Origin of the sequence: Bradyrhizobium sp. BR 1432 (genome assembly GCF_051547705.1) — a bacterium.
Taxonomy (GTDB): Bacteria; Pseudomonadota; Alphaproteobacteria; order Rhizobiales; family Xanthobacteraceae; genus Bradyrhizobium; species Bradyrhizobium zhanjiangense.
The window spans coordinates 5022314-5044172 of sequence record NZ_JBPUGF010000003.1 but is presented as its reverse complement, the minus strand read 5'-3'; the positions used below and the strand labels follow the sequence as shown (position 1 = coordinate 5044172).

Annotated in this window: 22 protein-coding genes and 1 pseudogene; 17 read left to right on the top strand and 6 right to left on the bottom strand. The window is 63.6% G+C overall.

The window, feature by feature from the left end:
• Positions 1-3: 3 nt before the first annotated feature.
• Positions 4-843, top strand: coding sequence for an SDR family oxidoreductase (locus ACSKB8_RS24235; RefSeq protein ID WP_438106888.1), 840 nt, complete (start codon positions 4-6; stop codon positions 841-843).
• A gap of 67 nt (positions 844-910) precedes the next feature.
• On the opposite strand, the gene ACSKB8_RS24230 is transcribed toward ACSKB8_RS24235, so the two are convergent.
• Positions 911-1786, bottom strand: coding sequence for a hypothetical protein (locus ACSKB8_RS24230; protein WP_438106886.1), 876 nt, complete (start codon positions 1784-1786; stop codon positions 911-913).
• A gap of 59 nt (positions 1787-1845) precedes the next feature.
• Positions 1846-2586 carry a hypothetical protein gene (locus ACSKB8_RS24225; RefSeq protein WP_438106885.1) on the bottom strand — a complete coding sequence of 247 codons (741 nt, stop codon included), beginning with the start codon at positions 2584-2586 and terminating at the stop codon, positions 1846-1848.
• A 355-nt stretch (positions 2587-2941) separates the two neighbouring features.
• Between ACSKB8_RS24225 and ACSKB8_RS24220 the strand changes: the two genes are divergently transcribed.
• Positions 2942-3793 carry a class I SAM-dependent methyltransferase gene (locus ACSKB8_RS24220; RefSeq protein ID WP_438106883.1) on the top strand — a complete coding sequence of 284 codons (852 nt, stop codon included), beginning with the start codon at positions 2942-2944 and terminating at the stop codon, positions 3791-3793.
• Positions 3794-3827: 34 nt separating this feature from the next.
• Here ACSKB8_RS24220 and ACSKB8_RS24215 read toward each other — a convergent pair whose 3' ends face one another.
• Together ACSKB8_RS24215 and ACSKB8_RS24210 are read right to left on the bottom strand one after the other, a co-directional pair.
• Positions 3828-5234, bottom strand: coding sequence for a DUF6418 domain-containing protein (locus ACSKB8_RS24215; RefSeq protein ID WP_438106881.1), 1407 nt, complete (start codon positions 5232-5234; stop codon positions 3828-3830).
• Positions 5235-5243: 9 nt separating this feature from the next.
• A complete protein-coding gene (locus ACSKB8_RS24210; protein WP_438106880.1) occupies positions 5244-6113 on the bottom strand; it encodes a hypothetical protein in 870 nt (289 codons plus the stop codon).
• Positions 6114-6573: 460 nt separating this feature from the next.
• On the opposite strand from ACSKB8_RS24210, the gene ACSKB8_RS24205 reads away from it, so the two are divergent.
• The 6 genes and pseudogenes from ACSKB8_RS24205 (at position 6574) to neuB (ending at position 12362) form a co-directional block, all read left to right on the top strand.
• Positions 6574-7776 carry an HAD-IIIA family hydrolase gene (locus ACSKB8_RS24205; RefSeq protein WP_438106878.1) on the top strand — a complete coding sequence of 401 codons (1203 nt, stop codon included), beginning with the start codon at positions 6574-6576 and terminating at the stop codon, positions 7774-7776.
• Between the two features lie 123 nt (positions 7777-7899).
• A pseudogene (locus tag ACSKB8_RS24200) lies at positions 7900-8920 on the top strand (NAD-dependent 4,6-dehydratase LegB).
• 19 nt (positions 8921-8939) lie between these two features.
• Positions 8940-10124, top strand: a complete 1185-nt coding sequence (locus tag ACSKB8_RS24195) for a LegC family aminotransferase (RefSeq protein ID WP_438106876.1) — start codon at positions 8940-8942, stop codon at positions 10122-10124.
• On the top strand, positions 10117-10338 hold the full coding sequence (locus ACSKB8_RS24190; RefSeq protein ID WP_438106875.1) for a hypothetical protein: 222 nt from the start codon (positions 10117-10119) through the stop codon (positions 10336-10338). The genes ACSKB8_RS24195 and ACSKB8_RS24190 overlap by 8 nt, the downstream gene beginning before the upstream one ends.
• Positions 10313-11338 carry a UDP-N-acetylglucosamine 2-epimerase gene (neuC, locus tag ACSKB8_RS24185; protein WP_438106873.1) on the top strand — a complete coding sequence of 342 codons (1026 nt, stop codon included), beginning with the start codon at positions 10313-10315 and terminating at the stop codon, positions 11336-11338. Before ACSKB8_RS24190 ends, neuC begins: the two co-directional genes overlap by 26 nt.
• Complete coding sequence (gene neuB / locus ACSKB8_RS24180) at positions 11292-12362, top strand: N-acetylneuraminate synthase (RefSeq protein ID WP_438106871.1); 1071 nt, start codon at positions 11292-11294, stop codon at positions 12360-12362. Before neuC ends, neuB begins: the two co-directional genes overlap by 47 nt.
• Here the strand turns inward: neuB and ACSKB8_RS24175 are convergent.
• Complete coding sequence (locus ACSKB8_RS24175) at positions 12359-12970, bottom strand: acetyltransferase (RefSeq protein WP_438106869.1); 612 nt, start codon at positions 12968-12970, stop codon at positions 12359-12361. The genes neuB and ACSKB8_RS24175 overlap by 4 nt on opposite strands.
• Positions 12971-13166: 196 nt before the next feature.
• Between ACSKB8_RS24175 and ACSKB8_RS24170 the strand changes: the two genes are divergently transcribed.
• The 6 genes from ACSKB8_RS24170 to ACSKB8_RS24145 all read left to right on the top strand — a co-directional run bounded on the left by ACSKB8_RS24170 (position 13167) and on the right by ACSKB8_RS24145 (position 19633).
• Positions 13167-14216: a nucleotidyltransferase family protein gene (locus ACSKB8_RS24170; protein ID WP_438106867.1), complete on the top strand. Its 1050-nt coding sequence runs from the start codon at positions 13167-13169 to the stop codon at positions 14214-14216.
• On the top strand, positions 14213-15121 hold the full coding sequence (locus ACSKB8_RS24165) for a Gfo/Idh/MocA family protein (protein ID WP_438106866.1): 909 nt from the start codon (positions 14213-14215) through the stop codon (positions 15119-15121). The genes ACSKB8_RS24170 and ACSKB8_RS24165 overlap by 4 nt, the downstream gene beginning before the upstream one ends.
• Positions 15118-15819, top strand: a complete 702-nt coding sequence (locus tag ACSKB8_RS24160; protein WP_438106864.1) for an acylneuraminate cytidylyltransferase family protein — start codon at positions 15118-15120, stop codon at positions 15817-15819. The genes ACSKB8_RS24165 and ACSKB8_RS24160 overlap by 4 nt, the downstream gene beginning before the upstream one ends.
• A gap of 13 nt (positions 15820-15832) precedes the next feature.
• The gene (locus ACSKB8_RS24155) at positions 15833-16654 is read left to right on the top strand and encodes an SDR family oxidoreductase (protein WP_438106862.1); all 822 of its coding nucleotides are present in this window, start codon (positions 15833-15835) and stop codon (positions 16652-16654) included.
• 10 nt (positions 16655-16664) lie between these two features.
• The gene (locus tag ACSKB8_RS24150; protein ID WP_438106861.1) at positions 16665-18179 is read left to right on the top strand and encodes a hypothetical protein; all 1515 of its coding nucleotides are present in this window, start codon (positions 16665-16667) and stop codon (positions 18177-18179) included.
• Between the two features lie 188 nt (positions 18180-18367).
• A complete protein-coding gene (locus ACSKB8_RS24145; RefSeq protein WP_438106859.1) occupies positions 18368-19633 on the top strand; it encodes a surface carbohydrate biosynthesis protein in 1266 nt (421 codons plus the stop codon).
• An 88-nt stretch (positions 19634-19721) separates the two neighbouring features.
• Here ACSKB8_RS24145 and ACSKB8_RS24140 read toward each other — a convergent pair whose 3' ends face one another.
• Positions 19722-20186 (bottom strand): hypothetical protein, encoded by a 465-nt coding sequence (locus ACSKB8_RS24140; RefSeq protein ID WP_438110914.1) that lies wholly within the window; start codon positions 20184-20186, stop codon positions 19722-19724.
• Here ACSKB8_RS24140 and ACSKB8_RS24135 point away from each other — a divergent pair.
• Genes ACSKB8_RS24135 through ACSKB8_RS24125 form a run of 3 tightly spaced genes read left to right on the top strand, consistent with a single transcriptional unit; the run spans position 20179 to position 21799 of the window.
• A complete protein-coding gene (locus tag ACSKB8_RS24135; protein WP_438110912.1) occupies positions 20179-20793 on the top strand; it encodes a hypothetical protein in 615 nt (204 codons plus the stop codon). The genes ACSKB8_RS24140 and ACSKB8_RS24135 overlap by 8 nt on opposite strands.
• A complete protein-coding gene (locus tag ACSKB8_RS24130) occupies positions 20676-21038 on the top strand; it encodes a capsular polysaccharide export protein, LipB/KpsS family (RefSeq protein ID WP_438106857.1) in 363 nt (120 codons plus the stop codon). The genes ACSKB8_RS24135 and ACSKB8_RS24130 overlap by 118 nt, the downstream gene beginning before the upstream one ends.
• Positions 21039-21049: 11 nt before the next feature.
• Complete coding sequence (locus ACSKB8_RS24125; protein WP_370990626.1) at positions 21050-21799, top strand: glycosyltransferase family 2 protein; 750 nt, start codon at positions 21050-21052, stop codon at positions 21797-21799.
• Positions 21800-21859: the final 60 nt, after the last annotated feature.

Sequence of the window (21859 nt, the reverse complement as noted above, 5' to 3'; positions counted from 1 at the left end):
TCGATGGCAAACCCCTTCTCTCGCTACGACCTGACCGGACGGACCGCGCTCGTGACCGGGGCCGGCGGACTCCTTGGCAAGCAGCATGTCGCGGCGCTTGCGGAAGCCGGCGCGCGCGTGGTCGTCAGCGATGTCGGCATGACGCAGGCCGAAGCCGGCGTGGCGGCGCTGAAGCAGGTCGCACCTTCGGCCGATCTGATCCCGCTTGAGATCAACGTCACTTCGCTCGACTCGGTGCGCGCCGCACACGAGCAGCTTGCAAGCCGCGGCGTCACCGTCGACATCCTCGTCAACAACGCAGCAATCGACCCCAAGGTGACCTCCGCGCCCGGCGTCACGCACTCCTCGCGCTTCGAGGCGTTCCCGGTGCCACAGTGGCAGATCGAAATCGCAGTCGGCCTGACCGGCGCGATGCTGTGCGCGCAGGTGTTCGGCGGCGAGATGGCCAAACGCGGCCGCGGCGTGGTTCTGAACATCGCCTCCGATCTCGGGGTGATCGCGCCGGACCAGCGGCTCTACCGCCAGCCGCATGTGACACGCGAAGAAGAACAGCCGGTGAAGCCGGTGACCTACTCGGTGATCAAGCACGGCTTGATCGGGCTGACGAAATATCTGGCGACCTACTGGGCCGATCACGGCGTGCGCGTCAACGCGATCTCGCCGGGCGGCGTCTTCAACAACCAGGATCCCGCTTTCGTGGAGCGGCTGACGCGCCTGATCCCGATGGGCCGGATGGCCGATGTCGACGAATACCGAGCCGCGGTCCAGTTCCTCTGCTCGGATGCCTCAAGCTACATGACCGGGCAGAATCTCGTCATGGATGGCGGGAGAAGCGTGTGGTAGCCGCGGCGCCGCCGCTCATAACGACGGCGAGACTGCACTGCCCTGCGCTCCGAATGAAGTGATTTCCCTAATGCTGCAGGATGCCGGCGAGGTTCATGTGCGCAGGGCGCGAGTGCTCGATGCCCAGCAGCGTCCGCCGGTTGTCGTTCGTACGCTGCAAGTGCAGGCTCGCGAGCGTGACCCCGGTGCAGGTGGTGACCGTCGTCCCGCGGCCACCGAACGGCTTGAGGAAATCGAACACGCGGCTGCCGAACATGTCCACGACCGACATCTCGCGCGCGCCCAGCGGCGGAATCTCACCGAAGTCGCCCTCGATCTGCTCGCCATCCTCGCGGATCAGCTTCGACGTCGGCCGCGCGGCATGAGCATATTCGGGATCGGAGGAGTGATTGATCAGCATCAGGCTGCTGACGATGTCGCCGGTCGCAATGATCTTCGGATTGATCCCGGTGAACCCGACATGCGCCTTGAGTCTGCCCTCGTTCAGGGGCCGGGCAAACGCACCGGTGCGGTAGATCGCGACATTGTCCTGATCGACATAGGTCATCGAATAGCTCGCAGGCGAGGAGCGAAAGCCGTCCATGCGTCCGCGCGACATCACAGCGATGACCAGATAATCGTCCTGCGGCAGTTTGAGCGAGGCGAACAGGCGCGATAGCTCGACCTCGACGGAGGCGCCCGGCGAATAGTTTTCCGGAAATTCGTAGGTCACCCGGTAATCGCCGTCGCGCGACAGGATGTGCAGCTTGAACCTGAGCTTCTTGCTGAAGCCCGAGGCGATCAGGCTGGCGAGCTCAGGAACGAGATCCTTGACCGTCTCGCGAAAGTTCTTGCGCAGGCTGCCGGCAATGAGACTGCGGAGATACCTGATATCGACCGGACGATACCAGGCAGGGATCGAGAAACCCATGCGCGATTCGATACCCGCAAAGGTCGGGAACATGAATCGGGGCTCGTGAGGCTTCCAAGGACTGGACGGGAAACGGGGCACGGACGCAGTCCCTAAAAATGATGAAGGCTGAATTTGCCGTTGGCAAATTCATAATAGCTGAACGGACTGGCGATGTTGGTGCCCTTGAACTCCAGGGCGAATCCCTCACTCGTGCCGATCAATCTTTCAGCCTCGGGAAAAAGATCCAGCGTGCTGATGCGGACGGCGCCCATCGGCGCGATTTCCGGAAGCGCACGCTCGCCCAATGCGGTGCCGTCCAGGGCCATGAGGCGGGCCGTCCCCACCGAGGCTCCTTCTGACGCCATGCAGGAGTTCACCAGCACCACACCGGACTCTTTCAGGAGGCGCGTGAGATAGGACTGCATCCAGGCGGAGGTCGGGAACGGCGCCGCCGCGACGGGCTCACGCTCGTGCGACAATGTCACCGCGCCATGCTGCGAGAAATATTGTGCGTAATAGCCGGTGGTCACCTTCCGTCCGGGACGAAGCTTGGTCTCATGCTTCGGTATCAGCGCCATCGCCACCGTTCCCGAAACGCGCGGACATAGCTCCGACGTCTGCAACTGCAGCTGTCCGTTGACGCCAAGCTCCCTGTGGAAATAGCCGGCCGGCTTGCCCGCTCCGTCGAAGAGCCAGACATGAGCATCCACTTCCGGATGATCCTTCATGAAGACCGAGAAGTAGTTGAATGCGCAGACTTCCGTCGTGACGGTTTCGTCATTCCGCAAGTAAAGAACGGCGGGCGGATAGCCTCTTGCGACGGCCTCTCCAATCTGCAGTTCACCGGACATTCGACAAGACTCGGCGGGAGAGCAATGGACCGGCACAGACCAAACCAACCGGCGGAATCCTACAAATCATACGCGATGTTCCGGCCCGCATGCAAAACTTCGACGTAATTTGAGGGTCTGTTTACGCTCAGCCGACAGTGGAATCAACCGGGAATGGCGCCGCACCGAGCGGGTCGGAAACACAGCTCGCCACGAGCACGCTCAGCAGTCTGGAGGACGGCATCGTTCGATGGGCGCGATTCCGCCCGATTCTACAACCTTGCATTGTTCATGCGGCTCCCGATGACCGAAGCTGGCTCCATTCAACCGAGGAACCACTGACATGCGCTGGCAGACAAAGGCGCGAGCGTTCTCGGTGCTGTCGAACATCCCCTTTGGCGAAGACATTCACTACGCCTTGCAGCGCTACGTCACGCGACGGTTGCCGCGACCCGAGAAACAGGTCAAATCCGTCTATACGCTTGCGCAGCGGCTGCTGGCCGTTCACGAAGCGTACAGTCTGCGGCCGCTACGGGATTCGACTTGCTTCGAGTTCGGCGCAGGGCGCGACCTGATCATTCCGCTCTCCTTCAGCGCGCATGGAGCCCGGCGCTTCATCACCGTCGACATCGAGCGCTTGGCCAAGCTGGAGTTGATCCGCTCCAATGCCGCCATCATTGCCCGACTCAGCGGCACCAGCCACCCCGACATCAATTCCCTGGACGACCTCGAACGGTCGTGGAGGATCGACTATCGCGCTCCAGCCGATGCACGGACGACGGGTCTGCCGGCCGCTTCGATCGACTGCGCGGTCTCCGTCGAAACGCTCGAGCACATTCCCAAGACCGACATCGCGGCAATCTTGAAGGAGCTGCGGCGCATTATGCGTCCTGACGGACTGGTCCTCATGCAAATCGACTATGGCGACCACTTCAAAGGCTTCGATCCGTCCATCAGCTCGTTCAACTTCCTGACTTATTCCGAGGAGGATTGGACGCCCTTCCAGTCGCCCTTCCAATACGTCAATCGTTTGCGCCACAGCGAATATCTGGAGCTATTTAGAGCGGCCGGGTTTGAGCTGCTCAGTGATCAGCCCGACCGCCGGCCGCCGGAGCGCCATATCCTGGAACGATTGGCACCATGCTTCAGAGGCTTCTCCGAAGAGGATCTGTTCACGCTCGGCTCCCTGATCGTCGGCCGTCCGTCCGACCCGTCGAACGTCAATTGAAGATCGCGGGTTCCCGGCTGGGCAATCACGGATATCACACCGCAGAGCGGCGAAACAATCGAGTCCTGTCGGCCAATACCCACGGGAGAATGGGCCGGCCTAACCTCTGCGCCCGCTCCTCCATAACGATTGCGGCGAACAGCGCAGCAATTTTGACCCAATATGTCGGCGTCGCGACAAAGTTCAGCATGCCGCCGATGTACATGACATAGAAGCCGTACAGCACGTAGAAAGATAGGGCCGCCGTCAGATATCGCTCTGCGACGATTGAGCGGATCATGACCGCGGAGATGAGCGCAGTGAGCCAACCGGCCCCCAGCAGAAAGATCCAGCCGAAATAAGGGCCAAACAGCTCGAAAAAGATTTCAGGAAATCCACCTGCGAATTGAAAGCCGCCTGTGATGTGCTCCGTCGTCCGTGGCTCACCGATCGTTTCGGACATCAGGAACTGCGGTGTCGTGTTTCGTCCCGCAACGATGGGGCGCTCGAACAGGGCATCGAAGGCGTGGCGCGCATCCCAATCTCCGTTGACCAGAACACGTTGATAGGATGCCCATCCAATCTCTGACGGCTGCACCAGAACACGCTCTACGAAAGCGCCCCGCGCGGCCTCGCCTTCGAATCCTCTGACCCTGGTCAGATTCCAATAGAGCGCGAATGCGATCATCGCGGCCGTCGCCGCAATGACGCTGGTGCCGGCCAACACGATGCGGCGATCGGCAATCCGAGGCATCAAGCTGAATAAACTCGCGCTTCCGAGACCCCGCGCCTGAACAAGCAGCGCCGCCGAGAACGGTATGACAAAGAATGCACAATATCGGTAGAAGGGCGAGAAGCGCCCGCCTACGAGAAAGATGTAGAAGATCATTGCAGCCAGCAAACCCAGGAAACGATAATCGTATCGCTGGCGTCGCAACCACTCGGCGACGAACATGGTCCCCCACCAGAAGCAGAGCATGTCGCCTCGCTCGATCACAAATCCATGGAGGACATTGGCCTGTTCGTTGAAGGTCCAACGCTCGATCTTGGCAAATAGCGGGATGACACCTCCCTGTATCAGGGCGCCGAAAAGCAAGACCAAGAAGAGGACGGACGCGTAGAACGTGGCGTCCGAAAGGGTCAGTTGAGAATGCCTCGCACGCGGTTCGGGAGTTGGCGCCGACCGCGCCCATTCATCGAGCGCCGCCGAATTGAAGACCCAGAGGAAGGGAATTAGCGTCACAAAGTACGCAACCGACTGGAACACCGTCATGACGCCGGGGCCAATGTACATCTGAAGCTGGGACGAAAAAACCGGTCCCGAGAGATCGATATAGAGCGACGAGATCGTCCGCCACGCGAAGGTGAACAACAGAAAGGCGAGGCACACGAAGATCGTCGACCTGAAGAGCCCCAGCCAAACGATAAAGAGAAGTACCGAGACTCCAGCCAGAAGGGTCATTGCCAAGCCCTACACAGGACGCGTCGACCGCCTCAGAAAGAAGGTCAATAGACTGATGAAAAGAACCATGCCCAAGCCCGCCAGGATGGCCCTTCGCACGAGATTGACCTGCCGGGGCCCTTCCGTCGCAGGTGACAATTCATCCTGCGACGACGTCATCCGCCCGGTGCGCTCGAGATAGGCCATTAAAGCGATGCGCGTATCGACATTGAGCTTCCTGTCGACCGAAGCACCTGGAATAGCCACGAACGCAGGCGCGGCAGAAGTTCCATCCGATCGAGCCGGCGCAAACTCCATGTCGCCCTTCTTGAGCAAATCATTGAGCCGCACTCTCGCTTCTAGCAGGCTAGCGCTCACCGAACGCAATAACTCCATTCTCGGCTCGAACAATTTCCGGTGCGCGGCCTGGATCGCGAGGATCGTTTGTTGAAGCAGGGTCAGCGCCTCCTCCTTCGAGGCGGAGCTCGCCTCCAGACGGATCGAGGAATCGTCGATGACGACCCCGCGCACCGAGGCTCCGGCGAACGACCCGCGCGGGTCGTGAAGCGCCTTCCGAGCATCGGCCAGAACATTGTCTTGAAATTGGATCGCTCCGATCCGCGTCACCAGATCACGGGCGTTCTCTACGCGTTCGACCGGCGCCCCGGGGAGCCCGAGAATGCCTTCAATGCTGGGCATTGTGCCAATTGCGATCGTCGAAGTCGCGGTCCAGGACTCCACCTTCCGGCCGACAGCAAGCGAACCAAGAGCAGCCAACAACATCGCTCCGATCACGAGCGAAAGAACCCAATGTGTCCGTACTGCTTGGACAGCGACATCTGACCACCTCGCAAGCGGCAAAAAAGCTGAAGCTTGCGGCGTACGCTCGTCCATCGGCATATAACTCTTGTCCCGGACACGATACGAATGGGAAATTCCACAATGTGGATGGAACCCAGTTGATATCACATCATACTGAGCGATCTATGGTTGATCAATCAGCCCATAGCAAAGGACTCTCGATAAACGGTCGTGGGCTGCCCGCTCGCTTGGGGGCCGCCCGGCCGGCTGATCCAACGAAAGGGATTCACGACTTTTCCCTTGCTCGTTGCTTCCGGCCGCTGCTAAGCGTAGACACCGCACACAGCCGATCCCGTCGCGGCGAGCAGCGCGCGATTTTGCGCGCGCTGGTGCGGAACGTTGGCCGCTCCGTGTTGCTTCCTCCAAGCCTTGATCGAGGGTCGACCGAAGCTGGGAGAAGACCCAGCCACCACAGCTCAATCCAACGAGAAGCCAGACCATTGAGACAGGAATATTGTGCTGCTCACCTTCGACTGAGGTGCCCAGACCGAGAGCGGTCATGCTGAGACAGGCCGTCATCCTCGTCGGTGGGCTCGGCACCCGTCTCGGTGAACGCACCAAAACCGTGCCAAAGCCGATGCTCGAAATCGGCGGCCGGCCGTTTCTCAACACGCTGATCGACGAACTCGTGCGCTATGACGTCTTCGACGAGATTCTCCTGCTTGCGGGACACAAGGCCGAGATCGTCGAGACGCATTATGCCGGCGCGACCAAGGGCCGGTCAAAGATCCTGGTGTCGTGCGAGACCGAGCCGCTCGGCACCGGTGGCGCGCTCGTGCATGCGCGCGACCTGCTGCACGAGCGCTTCCTGCTCCTCAACGGCAACTCGCTGTTCGATTTCAACCTGCTCGATCTGATCGCGCGCGCGCAGGACGGGCGCGTTCACATGGCACTGCGCGACGGCGTCGTCGGAGACCGTTACGGGCGCGTCGTGCTCGACGGTGACGTGGTGCGCGACTTCATCGCCCCCGGAGCGGGCGCGACCGGACCGGTCAATGCCGGCATCTACGTCGTCGACAAATCCATTCTCGCCGACATCGCGAAGCTTCCGGCTTCGCTCGAGCAAGATGTATTCCCCCGCCTTGCCGCGTCTGGCGCGCTGCGGGGCACGGCCTATCGCGGTTACTTCATCGACATCGGCATTCCCGACGATTTCGCCCGCGCCGATCGCGAATTGCCGGAGAAGCTGCGGCGGCCGGCCGTGTTCTTCGATCGCGACGGCGTGCTCAACCACGATTCAGGGTATACGTTCGAGACGCACAAGCTGGAATGGATCGAGGGCGCACGCGAGGCCGTGAAAGCCGTCAACGATGCCGGCTACTTCGCCTTCGTCATTACCAATCAGTCCGGCGTCGCTCGCGGCTATTACGAAGAGCACCACGTCGTCGCCTTGCACAGCTGGATGGCCGACCAGATGGCGCTGATCGGTGCGCATGTCGATGCATTTGAATATTGCCCTGATCACCCGGACGGAACCGTCGCCCGCTATTGCCGCACGAGCGACCGGCGCAAGCCGGCCCCGGGTATGATCACCGATCTCATCAAGCGCTTCCCCGTCGACATGACGCGCAGCATGTTGATCGGCGACAAGCAAAGCGACATCGAAGCAGCACAGGCGGCGGGGGTGGCCGGGTATCTGTTCGAGGGCGGAAATCTGGAAGCATTCGTCAAGCAACGCCTGGCCTCGACCGGGAAGCGCTAGAGGCGCCCAAAAAGCTGTATCCCCGGGCATTTGGCGGATGTTGCTCTGTTGCACGCGACGGCCAGTGTGCTATAGCGCCATCTTGTTGCGAACACTGGCTTAATCGCCTTTTTGGGGTCCGGCATGGAAGATCTGAAGGACGCCCGCGTCCTCGTCACCGGCAGCGACGGCTTCATCGGCTCGCATGTCGTCGAGGAGCTGGTGAAGGCCGGCGCCCGCGTCAAGGCGATCGTCTATTACAACTCCTTCAACTCCTGGGGTTGGCTCGACACGGTGCCGGCCGACATCATGGCGTCGGTGGAGGTGGTGGCTGGCGACATCCGCGATCCGCATTTCATGATCGCGGCCGCGAGAGGCTGCACCGACGTGCTACACCTGGCGGCGCTGATCGCGATCCCGTTCTCCTATGTCGCGCCCGAACTCCTATGTCGAAACCAATGTACGCGGCACCGTGAACGTGCTCCAGGCCGCGCGCATGGCCGGCGTGCGCCGCTTCGTGCAGACCTCGACCAGCGAGGTTTACGGCACGGCGCAGACCGTTCCCATCAAGGAGAGCCATCCGCTGGTCGGGCAGTCCCCCTACTCCGCCTCGAAGATCGCCTCCGATCAGATGGCGCTATCGTTCCAAGCTTCGTTCGACATGCCCGTCGTGGTGATCCGCCCGTTCAACACCTTCGGCCCGCGGCAGTCGGCGCGCGCGGTGATCCCGACGATCATCAGCCAGATCGCGACCGGCAAGCGGAAGATCCGCCTCGGCGCCGTCAGCCCGACGCGCGATTTCTCGTTCGTCACCGACACTGCACGCGGCCTGATCGCGGGCCTCACGGCGCCTGCGGAGCAAGTCGTCGGCCAGACCATCAATCTCGGCAGCGGTTTTGAGATCTCGGTCGGCGCGACCGCACAGATGATCGCCGACGTCATGGCAACCTCGATCGAAATCGAGACCGACGAGGCGCGCCTGCGTCCCACCAACAGTGAGGTCGAGCGGCTCTGGGCCGACAATTCCAAGGCACGCCAGCAGCTCGGTTGGAGCCCTGAATTCGGCGGTGTCGACGGCATGCGCCGCGGCATGGTCAAGACGGTCAACTGGTTCACCAATCCCGCAAATCTCAGCCGCTACAAGGCTGACGTCTACAATGTCTGAGACGATCGTGGACAGTCCCGTGACCAAATCAACCTTCGAGCCAAAGACGATCGTCGATGCCGTGCGGCGCGCGGTGGGGACACCTAACGGAGTCCTCGGCCTGCACGAGCCGGTGTTTGCCGGCAACGAGGTCGCCTATCTCGAAGAGTGCATCAAGAGCACCTTCGTCTCCTCGGTCGGCCCGTTCGTCGATCGGTTCGAGCGCATGCTCGAGGAGGTCACCGGCGCCAAACGCGCAGTCGCCGTCGTCAATGGCACGGCCGCGCTGCATGCCTGCTTCCGGCTTGCCGGCGTCGAGCCCGGCGACGAGGTCATCTCACCTGCGCTGACCTTCATCGCGACGACGAATGCGATCGCCTATTGCGGGGCAACGCCGCACTTTGTCGACAGCTCGTTCGAAACGCTGGGCATGGATGCGCGCGCGCTCGCGGTGCGACTAGACGCGGTCGCGCAGAAGACTGCAGCCGGCACCATCAATCGCGAGACCGGCCGCCGCATCGCGGCGATCGCCCCGATGCACACGTTCGGGCACCCCGTCGATTTGGATGCGATCGCCGCCCTTGCGGATGATTGGAACATCGCGCTGGTTGAGGATGCCGCGGAATCGCTGGGGTCGACCTACAAGGGCCGCGCGGTCGGATCGCAGGCACGCCTGGCAGCGCTCAGCTTCAACGGCAACAAGATCGTGACCACGGGCGGCGGCGGCGCCATCCTGAGCAATGACGAAGAGCTGGGGCGTCGCGCCAAGCACCTGACGACGACCGCGAAGCTGCCGCACAAATGGGCCTTCATCCACGACGAGGTCGGCTTCAACTACCGCCTGCCCAACCTGAATGCGGCGCTCGGCTGCGCCCAACTCGAGCAGCTCGACGGCTTCCTGGCCAGCAAACGCAAATTGGCTTCGGCCTATCAGCGTGCCTTTGCGGATATTCCCGGCGTCCGCTTCTCGCACGAGCCGAAGAATACCACGAGCAATTACTGGCTGAATGCGATCCTGCTCGACGAAGCCCATGCCGGCCGGCGCGACGACCTTCTCGCCGCGCTCGACGACGCCGGTTTTGGCGCGCGTCCGGCCTGGACCTTGATGCACAAGCTGCCGATGTTCGCGCAAAGCCCGCGCGGCGACCTGTCGACCGCCAAATCCATCGAACGCCGGCTGATCAACCTACCCAGCAGCGCCAGCATCAGGGCCCTTGATGAATAATGTCGCGCGAAAGATCTGCTTCGTCACGGGCAGCCGCGCCGATTTCGGGCTGCTGGTCTGGCCGATGCGCGCGATCCGGGAAACGCCCGGCCTGACACTTCAGCTCGTCGCCACCGGCATGCATTTTGCGCCGGAGTTCGGCTATACCTTCAACGCCATTCGCGAGGAGGGCTTCGAGGTCGACGAGCGTGTCGAAGTCGCTGCTCAGCAGTGACTCCGGTGCCGGTGTCGCTAAATCAGTCGGGCTCGGTGTGATCGGCTTTGCCGACGCCTTCACACGCCTGCAACCGGATCTCGTCGTCGTGCTCGGCGACCGCTTCGAGATGTTCGCGGCCGCGCAGGCCGCGATGTTCATGCGACTGCCGATGGCGCATCTGTTCGGCGGCGACGTCACCGAAGGCGCGATCGACAAATCGACCCGCCACGCCATCAGCAAGATGGCGCACCTGCATTTCACCAGCAATCAGGGTTCGACGCAGCGGCTGATCCAGCTTGGCGAGCATCCGTCCCGCATTCACACCATCGGCTCGGTCGGCATCGACGCCATCAAGCATCTCGATCTGATGGACCGCGACGGCATCGGCCGCGCGCTCGGGATGCCGCTCGGCGAACGCAATGCGCTCATCACGTTCCATCCCGTCACGGTTGAAGCCGGGCGTTCGGTGGCTGAGCTGGACGAATTGTTCGCGGCATTATCGACGCTCGATCCTGCCTTTCGCTTCGCGTTCACGCTTGCCAACGCCGATGCCGAGGGCCGTGCGCTGAACGCCAGGATCGAGGCTTTCGCGGCTGACCGCCCGAACACGATCGCGGTCGCCTCGCTCGGGCAGCTTCGCTATCTCAGCCTGATGAGCCAGGTGGATGTGGTGATCGGCAATTCCTCCAGCGGCGTGCTCGAAGCCCCCTCCTTCGGCGTTCCCACGGTCGACATTGGCGACCGTCAGAAGGGGCGCGAGCGCGCGGCCTCGGTGTTTCATGCGGCGCCCGAGCGCAACGCGATTGCCGGCGCCATCGCTGAAGCCTTGCAGCGCGGCCGGCAGGCGACCGGCAACCCTTATGGCGATGGCGCATCGAGCCGGCAATTCGCCGAAATCGTCGCCGGCATCCCGGATTTCAGGCAGCTTCTGGCAAAGGGTTTTTACGAATTCCGGCAAGTGGAGCGCGGCCATGACGACGCACACGCTGATCATCGCGGAAGCCGGCGTCAATCATGACGGCAGCCTGGAGAAAGCACTGGCGCTGGTCGACGCGGCCGCCGATGCCGGCGCCGACATCGTCAAGTTCCAGACGTTCAACGCAAAGGCGCTCGCGGGCGGCGCGGCGAAAAAGGCCGATTATCAGCAACGAGCGACGGATGCCGCCGAGAGCCAGCTTGCCATGCTGGAACGGCTCGAATTGCCACAAGCCGCGCATCACACGCTGATCGCGCGCGCCAAGGAGCGCGGCATTGAATTCCTGTCGACGCCGTTCGACGACGCCTCGCTCGCCTTCCTGCTGTCGCTGAAACTGCCGCGCATCAAGATCGGATCGGGTGATCTCACCAATGCGCCGCTGCTGCATGCTGCAGCGAAGGCCGGCGCGATGCTCATCCTGTCGACCGGCATGGCAACGCTCGGCGAGATCGAAGAAGCGCTGGGGGTGCTCGCCCATGGCTACGGCGCGCGCAATGATCGGCCCGGCATCGCCGCCTTCCGCGCGGCGTGGCGCGATCCGGCGGCGCGCTCCGCGCTCGCACGGCACGTCAGCCTGCTCCATTGCACGACCGAATATCCTTGCCCCATCGGTGACGTGAACCTCGCCGCGATGGCGACAATGCGGTCGTCATTCCAGCTTCCGGTCGGCTATTCCGATCATACCGACGGTTTTGAAGTTGCGGTCGCCGCCGTCGCGCTCGGCGCCACGACCATCGAAAAACACCTGACTCTCGACCGCAGCGCGCAAGGCCCCGATCACGCGGCCTCGCTGGAGCCTGACGATTTCAAGCGCATGGTCGCGGCCATCCGCAACGTCGAACGCGCGCTCGGCGACGGCGTGAAAGCGCCGAAGGAATCCGAGATCAGGAATGTGCCGGTGGCGCGCAAGAGCCTCGTCGCGGCGCGCGCCCTGAGGGTCGGCGAGACCATCGGCCCTGCCGACATCACTGCCAAGCGGCCCGGCGCAGGCCGGCCGCCGATCGACTATTGGTCGCTGATCGGAACGGCAGCGCCGCGCGCGCTCGAGCCGGACGATCCGCTCTAGCCTTGCGGCTTTGCTGGAACGCCCCGAAGAATGGACCCTGGGGGCCATGGGGCCGTAACCACCGATCCCATCGCAACCAGCGTGTCGTTGCCGATCGCGATGTGGTCCCTGACCCGGCTGCCGAGACCGACGAAGCAGTTCTCGCCGATCTCCGCACCGCCGCCGATTACCGTCCCCGGCGACAGATGTGTGCAGTCGCCGACCCGCACGTCGTGTTCGACGATGGCGCCCGAGTTGATGATGCAGTGATCGCCGATCCGGCTCCGCGCATTGACGATCGCGCCCGGCATAATGACTGCGCCGGTGCCGATCTCGGCTGACGGCGACACAATCGCGCGCGGATGAATCACGGACGCCCAGCGCTTGACCTGCATGCGGCCCACCATCTGCCGGCGTGCGGGCCCCGCCTGCATCGATCCGATTCCGACCACAAAGGCGGCATCCGGATATTTCAGCGCGGCCGCGTCGGTTCCGAGATAGCTGAGGTCGCCGAGCGTTCCAGGTTGCCGATCGAGAAAGCCGAGGACCCTAAACCGGCCGGACAACAACGCCGCCTCGTAGACCATGAAGGCATGCTCGCCGCCCCCTATGATGATGAGATCATCCATCGCGATTCCCCTGCGCGGGGTGATCTTAACGGCCGGATCGCCGGCCTTCAAACCGCTGATTCGGACCGCGAAACGCTGGGGTTAACGGGCGGCCCGAGGAACGTCGCCGGGGTTGACGCCGCCTCTCGCAGCCGCGATATAGCAGGCTCAGCCCTGGCCCGCTCCCCCATATCTGGCGTATACGAGGCAGATTGCCATGAAATCCTGGCGTAAGGCCGTCGTCGGAACGCAGGCGACCGTGGGCGAGGCCATTGCCGCCATCGAGAGCGGAAGCATCCAGATTGCACTGGTGCTCGATCACCAGAATCGCCTGCTCGGCGTGGTCACCGACGGTGACGTGAGGCGCGGGCTGCTGCGTGGCATCCCGCTGACCGGCCTTGCGACCGATATCATGAACCGAGCGCCGGTGTCGGTTCCTGCGACGCTGCCGCGCGAGGACCGGCTGCAGTTGATGCGGCAGAAGTCGATCAAGCAGCTGCCGCTCGTCGACGAGGGCGGCCATCTGGTCGTGGTCGAGACGCTCGATGAGCTGCTCGAACCGCGCCATTATCCGAATCCGGTCCTGATCATGGCGGGCGGCCTCGGCGAGCGCCTGGGCGCGCTGACGCGCGAGGTGCCGAAGCCGATGCTCAATGTCGGCGGCCGGCCGCTGCTCGAGACGATCGTCCGCAACGTCGTGCAGCAGGGCTTTGGCAACATCTTCATCTCGGTCAACTACAAGGCCGAGGCGATCAAGGACCATTTTGCGGATGGCAGCGCCTTCGGCGCAAATATCCAGTACGTGCACGAAACGGAGCGCCTGGGGACGGCAGGCGCGCTCGGTCTCTTCCGGACGCCACCGGCTTTGCCGATGATCGTCACCAACGGCGACATCCTCACCACGATCAACTACGGCGCTCTTCTCGACTTCCACAACGGAACACCGGCGGAAGCGACGATGGCGGTGCGCGAGCACAAGGTGCACGTGCCCTATGGCGTGGTATCCACGTCGGACGGTTTTCTCGATGCGATCCGCGAGAAGCCGACCGAGAGCTGGTTCGTCAGTGCCGGCATCTATGTGGTCGGCAGCTCCGTCTTCAGCCATGTCGCGCCCGGCGTCAGGATCGATATGCCGACTGTGCTGGAGCGCGTTATCGCCGACAAGGGGCGCGTCGCGGTTTATCCGATCCGCGAATATTGGCTCGACATCGGCCGCCTGGAGGATTTCGAGCAGGCGCATGCGGAATTTCACGAGGTCTTCCCGTGACCGCGACAACCGCCGTCGTGGTTGGCCTCGGCTCGATCGGCACAAGGCATGCGCGCGTCCTGCGCGGGCTTGGCCTTCAGGTCGCGACCGTCAGCCGCCGCGCAGGCGGCGACTACGGATCGATCGCGCAGGCGCTTGCGGGTGCGCAACCGGATTACGCGGTGATCGCCACCGAGACGGCGCGCCATGCCGACGATCTGCAAGAGCTCGCGCAGGCTGGCTTCCACGGCAAGGTGCTTGTCGAAAAGCCGCTATTCGCCACGCCGGCATCGCCACCGAAATATCCGTTTTCCCATGTCAGCGTCGGATACAATCTGCGGTTCCATCCCGTGATGACGGCGCTCGCCGAGAGATTGCATGGACGCGACGTGATCACGGTCGCCGCCTATGTCGGCCAGGACATCAGGGACTGGCGGCCCGGCCGCGATCATCGTGCGACCGCATCCGCCACGGCTGAAGCCGGAGGCGGCGTGCTGCGGGATCTCAGCCACGAATTGGACTATCTCTTGTGGTTGTTCGGGCCGTGGCACCGCGTCGCGGCACTGGGCGGCGCGTCCGGCGCGCGCGACCTCGACGTCGACGACCATCTCGACCTGCTGCTCGACATGCAGCGGGCGCCATCGGTCCACGTCCATATGGATTATCTCGATCGCCAAGGCGTCCGCCGCATTCGCATCAATGTCGACGACGACACCATCGAGGCCGATCTGGCCGGCAGCCGCCTCACGGTCAACGGCAAGGCGACGGAGATCCCCTGCGAGCGCGACCAGACTTACCGCGACATGCATCTCGCCGCGATGCGTGGCGCGAGCCCGGCCTGCTCGCTGCCCGAGGCGCTCGGCGTCGTGCATCTGATCGACGCCAGCGAGCGCGCGCTGCGCAGCAAGACCTGGATATCGCCATGAGTCTCGTCTGCACCATCTGCGCGCGAGGCGGCTCGAAGGGGGTCGTCGGCAAGAATGCGCGCGATCTTCTGGGCAAGCCCGTACTCGCATGGAGCATCGAGCAGGCGCGCGAGACCGGCCTGTTCGATGCAATCGCCTTCAGCAGCGATTCGGACGCCCTGCTCGACGCGGCGCTGAAGGCCGGCGCCGACATCGCGGTCAGGCGCCCGGACGAGATGGCGACCGATACCGCGCCAAAACTGCCGGCGATCCGCCATTGCCTCGAGAAGGCCATCGCGCAAACGGGCAGGACGCCGGAGATCTTCGTCGATCTCGACGTCACCTCGCCGCTCAGGCTTGCCTCCGACATCGCCGGTGCGGTGGCGCTGCTGCGCGAGAGCGGCGCCCGCAATGTCATCACCGGAGCACCGGCGCGGCGTTCCCCCTATTTCAACCTGGTCGAGCAGCGCAGCGACGGCAGCGTCGGCCTCTCCAAATCCGCCAATCCTCCGATTACGCGCCGGCAGGATGCGCCGCGCTGCTTCGACATGAACGCGTCGATCTATGTCTGGCGCGTCGCGCCATTCCTGGAGCAGCCCGCGGTGTTCTATCCGGACACGCGTCTGTTCGAAATGCCGGAAGAGCGCTCGATCGACATCGATTCTGACCTCGATTTTGCGTTGGTGGAACTGTTGCTGCGCCAACGATTGCCGGCCTGAGGAGCCTCAAGCGATGACTACGAGCTTCAAGGCTTTGTTCGATCTGACCGGCCGCACGGCCGTCGTCACCGGCGGGTGCGGCATCCTCGGGCGTCGCTTCGCCGATGGCCTCGCCGAGTTCGGCGCCAATGTCGCGATCGTCGATCTCGATCAGGCCGCGACCGATGCGGCGGCAGCCGACGTCGCCTCACGCCATGCCGTCCGCGCCAGGGGCTATGGCTGCGACATCACCAGCCCCGATGCGGTGCGCAATACGGCCGATGCGATCGAGGCCGACCTTGGACCGGTCTCGATCCTTCTCAACAATGCCGCCAGCAAGACCCGCGACATCGATGCCTTCTTCGCGCCGGTCGAGAAATTCTCCCAGGAGACGTGGCGCGAGATCATGGCGGTCAATCTTGACGGCATGTTCAACGTCGCGCAGGTGTTCGGCGGCCGAATGGCCGAGCGCGGCTACGGCGCCATCGTGCAGACCGCCTCGATCTATGGCCTGATGGCGCCCGACCAGCGCATCTACGAAGGCTCCGAATATCTCGGCCGCGCCATCAACACGCCCGCAGTCTACACGGCGTCTAAAGCCGGTGTCATCGGCCTGACCAAGCACCTGGCAACCTACTGGGCGAGCAAGGGCGTTCGCGTCAATACGCTCACCCCGGGCGGGGTGGAGAGCGGGCAGAACGAGACCTTCAAGCAACGCTACAGCGCCCGCATTCCACTTGGCCGCATGGCCAAGTCCGACGAGATGGTCGGCGCGGTGCTGTTTCTGGTCTCCGATGCGGCGTCCTACGTCACCGGCCAGAACATCGCGGTCGATGGCGGCCTGAGCGCGTGGTGAGCGGCGGAGCATGGTCAGACAGTTGATCCGCAACACGCTGATATCCAGCGCAGCCTTCGGGATTGCGGCGGTGCTCGGCTTGGTCGTCATCCCCGTCATCATCCGCACCTGGGGCGTGACCGAGTTCGGCCTCATCGTGCTGGCCCGCATCCTGCTGCCGAGCGGCATGATGGGGCTGCTCGATCTCGGCCTCTCCGAAGTCACGACGCAAGCGGTCGCGCGGGCGCGCGAACATCGCAATTGGCGCGTTGCAGGCCAACAACTCGCGCTTCTCACCGTGATGGCCGCCGTCCTCGCAGGACTGCTCGCGGTCACGATCTGGATCAGCGCGCCTTACCTGACCATCGCGCTCCGTGTCGATACCGCTCACGCCGACAGGTTTGCGCAAATCTTGCGCTACACCGCGCTCGCCAACCTGGTGCTGATCCCCGCGCTGGTCTGGGAAGGCATCGTCAAGGGCTTTGAGCGCTACAATGTCCTGCGGCTGGCCGAGGTGAGCTCCACGATCGCCTATGTGGCGTGTACGATCTGGGTGGCCAGCGCCGCAGCCTCGTTCGAGCTGGTGGCCTATATCTATCTCGCCAGCACCTTGATGCGCGCATGTCTGGTGTTCATCGCAGCCTTCGTCGCCGTCGTGCGCAAGGTCAGGCTCGCGATGTGGGACGCGCCGATCCGGCGTGAGCTGTTCCACCGCTGCGCGCTGTTCGCGCAAGGCAAGCTGACGGGCGGCTTGGCGCTGCCGATTCAGCCTTTCCTGGTCGGCCTCTTATTCGGGCCCAAAGGTGTCGGCGTGTACGACACCCTGGTCCGGCTGCCACGGGTGTCAAAGATCGTCGTCGGTCTCCTGACGTCCGCCTTGCTGCCGGTGGCAAGCCGCCTGGACGAGCGCGGTAACGCTGCGGCGTTCCAGCGCCTCGGTGAATTCGGCCTCATCATCCTGCCCATGTTCACGGTGCCGCCGCTGATGGCGGCCGCCATGCTGTCGCGCGAGATCATGCAGGTATGGATCGGACCACAGATGGCTCCCTACGCCTTCTGGATGGGCCTGAGCTTCGTGGTGCCGATCTGCGCTCAGTACCTCGCCTTCGGCAACGTCATGTTCCTGACCCGCACAGACGTGCAGTCGCGCCTGAACCGGCTCATGATCTATCAATTGGCGGTGTGGGCTGCGGTGGCGGTTGCGACGCTGCACCTGTTCGACGAACGAGCGCTGATCCTTGGCCAAGTGGTTGGGAACGCCGTCATTCTACCGTTGCAGATCGGGGCCGTGAGCCGCGGGTTGCAGCTTGACTCCTACCGCCTCATTAGAGCACTTCTCGCCCAGGCTGTCATTTTCGTGGTCTTGGGCCTGCTGCTACTCGAGCTTGCAGACCATTTGGCCATCGACAGCTTCTGGGGGCTCGGACTTGCGATCGCCTCGTTCTGCGCGGTGAGCTGGGCCATACAGTATTTTCTCGTTCTGGAAGACCGCCAGCGGGCGATCTTCGCGGAACTTGGCCACCGCTTCGGCTGGGCGTCGACCTAGCCATTCGCATCAGCATGTTCGGGAGATCGATGAACGCCTTGGTCGACACGAGGAGACGCAAACGGTGCGCATAGGCCTGGTGGTCGATCACCCCAAGCGTGACCTGCCGGGGGCAGTCATGCTCGGTTATCAGCTCGCGCGGCGCGGCGTCGCGGTCGCGCTGGTGCCGATGTACGAGCAGGCCGTCGATGTCCCGCGGCTGGGGCTCGAACGCGCTGGTCGTCGACTATGCGCGTCCCGTCAATCTCGACCTGATGCGCAGCTTTGCCAAAGCCGGACTCGCGCTGTACGTCCTCGATACCGAAGGCGGCGTGCTCGCGGAAAAGGGCGGCAACTCGCCGCCGGCGATGGCCGCACATATCAAGGACAGCGGTTACGCCAACGTCCTGGCGGGCTATTTCTTCTGGGGCAACCGGCTGCATGATGCCTTCCTGGCGGCCGGAACCATGCCTCCGGAGCATCTTCATCTCACCGGATGTCCGCGCTTCGATTTTGCAGCCCCGCGCTGGCGCGCGCTGCTCGATGGCGAACCGCGCGGCTACCTGCTCGTCAATGCCAACTTCCCGCTGGTCAATTCACGCTTCACCGGCAAGCCCGGCGGCGAGCGCGAGGCGATGGTGCGGGCCGGCTGGGATGGCGCCTATGTGGATCGCTTCATCGCGGACCTGAAGCAGGTCTTCGCCAACTATCTCGCCGAGATCGACCGCCTCGCCGCAGCGCGGCCCGACCGCACCATTCTGGTGCGTCCGCATCCCTTCGAGAGCGAGGAGGTCTATCGCAACGCGCTCGCGCGCCACGGCAACGTCCTGATCGACGGCACCGGCAGCGTGCTCGACCGCATCCGCAATGCGGCCGCGGTCGTTCATCTCAACTGCGGCACGGCCGTCGAATCTGTATTGCTCGGAAAGCTGCCGCTCCAGCTCGAATATTTGAACACGCCGATCACCGCCGGCCATGCCGCGCTCCCCGCGCGGGTGAGCCGGAAGGTCGCCTCGTTCGATGAGCTCCTCGGCGCAATCGATCACATCGAGCGTGAGACCGAGACCTTCGATTTCGCCCGCGTTCACGCTGCCGATATCGAGGCCTTCTTCCATCTCAACGACGGGCAAGCCGCCGAACGTGTCGCCAACGTTCTGACCCGCGCAACGACGTCGCGCCGGCCTTACCTCTCGCTGCTCGCGACCGTGAAGGGCACGCGCGCCAAGCCGAGCCTCGGCCAGGTTGTCAAGGGCGCCGCCAGCGCCGCGCTCGGCTCGGCCGTCACCGAGCGGCTGCGCAGCCAATTCAATCCAGCGCGGCGCGACAAGCGCATCGAGCCGATCTTCGTCAGGACCCTGCTGCAACGCATCGCAACCCACGATCGTGCGAACCCGTCGCAATTTGCGGCAAGACGCGCGCATTGCGCGACGACGGGCCTGCCGCTCGCCAGCATTGCGATCGAACACACCAAATAAACTCATGACCACTGCAAAGACCATTCTCATCACCACGCTTGCCGAATACCAGACCCGGTTCTGGATTCCGGTTGCGCAGCGGTTGCGCTTAGCGGGACATGACGTCGAGCTGCTTGCCTTCGACGATCGCAGCGCCGAGATGTCGGTTGCCGAAGGCGTGCCGGTCACGAACATGTATCGCGAGGGTCTCAAGGCCGGCCCCTCGCCCGACGATCGCAAGGCGTTCGACGCCCGCGTCGCCTTTTACGGACTCGACGGGACCAATCTCCTGTTCAGCCACGAGCGTTTCACCTTCGGCATCAGCGATACGGCGGCGCTGCGCCGGCGTTTCATGATCTATGCCAACGCCATGGAGACAGTGCTCGAACCGGCTGGAGGCGCAGGGGCGACGCGCCGAACTGGTCCAGGAGCTCGGCGGCTTCCTGTCCGTCATCGCCAGCTTCCACGCCGCCAGGCGCCGGGGCATCCGCAACTGGTTCATCGAGCCTTCGTTCTTTCGCGGCCGGATGTATTTCACGCCGGACAGCTTTGCCGCCCCCGACGTGATGGCCAAACCCGCGGACGCGGTATCCGCCGAGGTGCGCGCCTATCTGGACGAGACGCTGACGCAGCGCGCGATCGTCATCCCCAAGAAGGACCAGCACCACTATTCGGCGGCGTTCAAGAAGGTCGTCAATTTGCGCAATGCGCATCGTCTCGCCGAAAAGCTCTGGGACCAGTTCGCGCTCGGCAAGCACCAGGAGTTCGGACACAATCTGCGCCATGCCCGCGTGCACGCCGCGATGGCGCTCAACGCGACGCGGCTGCGCAAGCTCTACCGGCCGATGCCCGAAACTCCCTTCGTCTACTACCCCTTCCATGTTCCGGCCGACATGGCGCTGACGCTACGCTCGCCGGACTATCTCGACCAGGTCGCGACCGTCGACTTCCTGCTGCGCACGATCCCGGATTCGCACGTGCTCGTGGTGAAGGAGCATCCCGCCAGATCGGCGCCATCTCGGCCACCCGCCTGCTCGAGCTCGCACGCCGGTTCGACAATTTCGTGCTGCTGCCGCCGCAGACCAACAATTACACCGTGCTCAATCGCGCCGATGCCGTCGTCTCCGTCAACAGTAAGTCGGGTGCCGAGGCACTGCTGCTCGGCAAGCCGGTCGTGGTGATGGGCGATGCATTCTACCGCTCCTGCCCTCTGGTGTATGCGGTCGATCGTCTGGCCGACGTGCCGGCGCGGCTGCGCGAAGCGCTCTCCGGCGGACCATTCGATCCCGCCAAGGGTGCGCCCTATTTCGAGTCCGCCTGGCGCCAGTCTTATCCGGGCGAGCTCTATATCAGCGATCCCAAGCTGCTCGACATTTTTGCGGCCACCTTGCGCGCGGCAATCGCCGAGCCGGCCCGTGCGAACTGAACGGACCCATCATGCCGCTCGTCTCGATCATCACACCGTCCTGGAACGTCGAAGGCCTGATCGAGGAGACGATCCGCTCGGTGCAGAGCCAGACATTCGCCGATTGGGAGCTCCTGATCGCCGACGACTGCTCGACCGACAACACGCCGGGCATCATCGCTGACATCGGCGAGCGCGACCCGCGCGTCAAGCTGATCCGGCAGGCCAAAAATGGCGGGCCGGCGCTGGCGCGCCAGGCCTCGATCGACGCCGCACAGGGCCGCTATCTCGCCTTCCTCGACAGCGACGATCTATGGCTGCCCGAAAAGCTCGAGCGGCAGCTCGCCTTCGCCAAGGAGAAGCGGGCTGCGCTCAGCTATACCGCCTTCCGCCGCATCAACGAGACCAACACGGTCACCGGACGGCTGATCGAGGTGCCGGCTTCGCTCAGCTATGGCCAGCTGCTGAAGAACACCGCGATCGCGACGCTGACCGCGATGGTCGACCGCGAGATCGCCGGCCCCATCGCGATGAAGAACGAGGGCTATGACGATTTCTGCCTGTGGCTCTCGATCCTCGAGCGCGGCCACACCGCGTACGGCCTCAACGAGGACCTTGCACGGTACCGCGTCAGGGGATCCTCGGTCTCCAGCCGCCCGGTGCGCTCGGCCAAATGGGTCTGGCAGATCTACCGCAATGTCGAACAGCTCTCGCTGATCAGGTCGGCCTGGTGTTTTGCTCATTGGGGCGCGCGGGCCTGGCTCAAGCGGCGGGAATTCTAGCGAAGCTCGCAGCTCGGCGCACGAGCGCCGCGTAGCCAGCTGCAAGCTGGAAATGAACAT